Raw genomic sequence first — 823 nt, forward strand, 5'->3', positions numbered from 1 at the left:
GGGCAGGAGCTATACCAAACTCATTGTCAGGCCTGTCATGGTGAGAATCGTTTGGGTGCAATGGGTCCGGCTTTACTTCCTGGGAACCTCAAGCGCTTGAGAAAAAATAAAGCGCTAGGTGTCATTAAAAATGGCCGCGTAGCGACGCAAATGCCAGCATTTATGAGTACGCTTAATGACGCGGAAATCGAAGCTTTGGGTGATCTGATCTATACGCCTTTGAAAGAGATGCCGAAGTGGGATTTGAGTGATATTAATCAGTCTCAAAAAGTCTTTTTCAAGCCTGGCGACTTAGGTGAAAAGCCGGTTTTTGAAGCCGATATGATGAACTTGTTCATTGTCGTTGAGCTAGGTGATCATCATGCAACGGTTTTGAATGGTGATACATTTGAGCCTATCCATCGTTTTAAAACCCACTTTGCCTTACATGGTGGGCCAAAGTATTCACCTGATGGTCGCTTTGTTTACTTTGCTTCACGTGATGGCTGGGTGAGCAAGTTTGATATCTATAATCTAGAGATTGTTTCTGAAGTCAGGGTGGGGATTAATACACGTAACCTCGCTGTATCGAGTGACGGCCGCTATGCCATGGCGGCGAATTACCTTCCGAATAACTTGGTGATCCTGGATACCAAAGATCTGTCTCCCATTAAGGTGATTGATGTTAAGGATAAGGATGGTAATACGTCGCGCGTCAGTGCTGTCTACAATGCACCGCCAAGAAATAGCTTTATTGCTGCCTTAAAAGATATAAAAGAGGTTTGGGAAATAAACTATGAAGACAAACCTCCTGCCGGTTTCGTTGGTTGGGAGCATAGCTATC

At 44.6% G+C, this 823-nt stretch carries 1 protein-coding gene; it reads left to right on the plus strand.

The window, feature by feature from the left end; all coding sequences use genetic code 11:
* Nucleotides 1–823 (plus strand): nitrite reductase (locus A3735_RS04250; RefSeq protein WP_197485664.1); only part of this gene is annotated, 823 nt, incomplete at both ends.

This window comes from Oleiphilus sp. HI0061, from assembly GCF_001635675.1.